Raw genomic sequence first — 2,399 nt, 5'->3', positions numbered from 1 at the left:
ATGCACCTCATATTGAGATACCAATATGAAATTCAACAGCCGATACTTCACCCTCGGGGCGTTTGCTGTCGTCGCGGGTCTGCTTTGGTTCTATTACGGTGAGTATCGGGACAAAGCCGAAGCTTACGCGGAACTGGACACGAAGTATAAGCATCAGCAGGCCGCCACAGATAACGCCTTTCACTCCATCAGGATAATCAATGACCTCTCACGAATTAATAGCGAAAACCGGAACCGGTCAGCCGTGGATTCTGAGCAAACCCAAACGGTTATCAAAACGGTGGTTGCCAGTCATGATTGCACCAATCGCATTATGCCTGACGGGGCTGTTATCCGGTTGCAGCAACACGCGAACCGAATACGTTCAGGTGCCACCGATACCCATTCCGGCGCATCTGCTCGCTGACTGTCTGCCCCCAGTTATCCCCGACAAAATGACATGGAGTGACAGCCTCATGTTGAATGAGCAGCTACTGATAGTCATTGAGCAGTGCAATCTGGATAAGCAGGCGATACGGGAAATAGAAAAGAACACCCTGCCACCTCAGAGCAAATGATGCTGGGGTTGCAGGGGTATATTAGGAGGCAGTGCCTAAGCCCCTGAGTTTTAGGGGCTAGGTGGCAAATGGCGATACAAAGCTACATAAGCATTAATTTGCGCATGAACATCCTGAGTTCTTTGTACGAGAAAGGCAAAATTTAATCTGCCAGTATTATCAGCAGATAGGGGTCTAATTATGTTCCGCTCATAATAAACCATATCTATATCAAAGGGGTGTGGAAGCAAGGCAATTCGGCCAAGAAATGGAGTGAATCCCAATTCATTCATCAGCTGGCCCATATTCTGAACGCCCACACGGTTACCAATTGCCCTTATAATACCCGTAGTGCTTTCTATCCGTAATGACATAACTCCATCTGGTCGTTGATACCGCCTGATAAGCGGCCTTAGTAAATTAAAACAATCTTGATGTTGTTGGGACATAATAACCACCTCCAACAAAAGCAACATATTCACAACAACACATAAACCCATCTCTCCCCAACAACAAGCGAATAATACTTAACAGTTAGTTACCCACTGAAACTAAACAACATATTCCTTTACCCATTCCCTTGAGTGGTTAAAGCAATAACTCATGCCCGCGTACCCAACGCATACGGTCTGGTGGCATTTTTATTTCCAACTGCAGAGATATCTCTATGGTTGATTTATGTACTGGACAAAAGAAATAAAGTCATTGTGTTTCAATGTGTTACTTGGACACAAGGGGCTGGACAAAACGACTTAACCCCTTGTTTTCAAGTCTCTCTTTTGAGCACACCGCTTTAACTGCGTCGGGTTATCGCCGTCTGCCTGTATTAGCCCTGACATGGCTCCTTTTCCATCGAGCGTACAGACAGAATCAAAAATAACCCCTGCCACCGTGTAGGACGGGTCATTATCAGCAACATCCGCTGTAGGCAGAAGAAGCGGTGTGACAGCCGGAGAGACGGCCTGCATGGCCATCATTATTCATCGAGTGGTGATCGCCATGCAGTCAGAGAACCGAAGTCCGGTTATCGGATATTGCCCATATTTAAGGCGGTGACGGGTGACTTATGCAGAGTTTTATATAATCCCGATGTAAAAATGACGGGGTTATATCAGACACATCAGTTGAATATGCTAAATGAGGCGAAAACTATGATGATGATACTTATAAAAGAAGATGGCAGTACATCCATAACGGCTGATGGATATTCAGCATGGTATGACAAAGAAGGGAAGATTGAGATGAGCATAGGAAAGAACGCCCCTCAAAAGATCTGCATTTACAATGAATCTAAACAGAAAGCAGAACAGAAACAAGTAACCATTTCTGCCGAGGGCTTCAAAGTCTTTAATGTCGCTGCCGGGGTTACTTACATAAACTCACCACTCATCATTGATTCAGTCAAGATAAACAAGGCTCAGGCTGATCACATCCGCCAGATAGTCCGCGAAGAAATGAGACGGTTCGTCCAGCGTGAAAGTGAAGTGGTACAAGAATTTCCGGACACCTTTTTAGCCTGTTCCCATTGCTTTTCGTATTCAACGGGGGAAATACCCCCGTTGAAACTATGGGGTCGGGTGTAGTTATAGTACCCGCCCAGATATTGGGTGATATCTCTTATCGCTTCATGAATATCCTGATAGCCTTCTGGTGGGATCCATTCACTTTTCAAACGCCGGAATACCCGTTCCATCGGGGAATTATCATAGCAGCAGCCTCTGCGACTCAGGCTTTGGATAATCTTGTTTTGCCAGAGTAAGCGGCGGAACTTTTTACTGCTGTATTGACTGCCTTGGATGCCCTTCTGAGTGTCAAGTCATTATTTGTATACTGTTGATCTGACGATCCCGGGTACGCAATAAA

Annotated in this window: 5 protein-coding genes and 1 pseudogene; 3 read left to right on the top strand and 3 right to left on the bottom strand. The window is 45.6% G+C overall.

What is annotated here, in order from left to right; genetic code table 11:
* Positions 1-25 precede the first annotated feature (25 nt).
* Both H8A87_RS19365 and lysC read left to right on the top strand, forming a co-directional pair.
* On the top strand, positions 26-406 hold the full coding sequence (locus tag H8A87_RS19365; protein WP_198691511.1) for a hypothetical protein: 381 nt from the start codon (positions 26-28) through the stop codon (positions 404-406).
* Positions 294-557 (top strand): Rz1-like lysis system protein LysC, encoded by a 264-nt coding sequence (gene lysC, locus H8A87_RS20670; protein WP_198691510.1) that lies wholly within the window; start codon positions 294-296, stop codon positions 555-557. Before H8A87_RS19365 ends, lysC begins: the two co-directional genes overlap by 113 nt.
* A gap of 50 nt (positions 558-607) precedes the next feature.
* Here the strand turns inward: lysC and H8A87_RS19355 are convergent, their stop codons facing one another.
* Together H8A87_RS19355 and H8A87_RS19350 are read right to left on the bottom strand one after the other, a co-directional pair.
* The gene (locus H8A87_RS19355) at positions 608-985 is read right to left on the bottom strand and encodes a hypothetical protein (RefSeq protein WP_198691509.1); all 378 of its coding nucleotides are present in this window, start codon (positions 983-985) and stop codon (positions 608-610) included.
* Positions 986-1,288: 303 nt separating this feature from the next.
* Complete coding sequence (locus H8A87_RS19350; RefSeq protein WP_198691508.1) at positions 1,289-1,513, bottom strand: hypothetical protein; 225 nt, start codon at positions 1,511-1,513, stop codon at positions 1,289-1,291.
* Positions 1,514-1,687: 174 nt separating this feature from the next.
* On the opposite strand from H8A87_RS19350, the gene H8A87_RS20105 reads away from it, so the two are divergent.
* Entirely contained in the window at positions 1,688-2,119 is a 432-nt protein-coding gene (locus H8A87_RS20105; RefSeq protein WP_232370379.1) for a hypothetical protein, read from the top strand.
* A gap of 2 nt (positions 2,120-2,121) precedes the next feature.
* Here the strand turns inward: H8A87_RS20105 and H8A87_RS20585 are convergent.
* Positions 2,122-2,229 (bottom strand): annotated as a pseudogene (locus H8A87_RS20585) (hypothetical protein); the annotation flags it as partial.
* Positions 2,230-2,399 lie beyond the last annotated feature (170 nt).

Source organism: Xenorhabdus lircayensis, from assembly GCF_016306625.1.
In the GTDB taxonomy this organism is placed as follows: domain Bacteria; phylum Pseudomonadota; class Gammaproteobacteria; order Enterobacterales; family Enterobacteriaceae; genus Xenorhabdus; species Xenorhabdus lircayensis.
The sequence above is the reverse complement of the archived record's forward strand: the minus strand, read 5'-3'. Positions and strand labels throughout refer to the sequence as shown.

Bases quoted from the DNA above. Each gene is read 5' to 3' on its own strand.
- lysC (WP_198691510.1), top strand. From the start codon at position 294: ATGATTGCACCAATCGCATTATGCCTGACGGGGCTGTTATCCGGTTGC.
- H8A87_RS19350 (WP_198691508.1), bottom strand. From the start codon at position 1,513: ATGATGGCCATGCAGGCCGTCTCTCCGGCTGTCACACCGCTTCTTCTG.
- H8A87_RS19355 (WP_198691509.1), bottom strand. From the start codon at position 985: ATGTCCCAACAACATCAAGATTGTTTTAATTTACTAAGGCCGCTTATC.
- H8A87_RS20105 (WP_232370379.1), top strand. From the start codon at position 1,688: ATGATGATGATACTTATAAAAGAAGATGGCAGTACATCCATAACGGCT.
- H8A87_RS19365 (WP_198691511.1), top strand. From the start codon at position 26: ATGAAATTCAACAGCCGATACTTCACCCTCGGGGCGTTTGCTGTCGTC.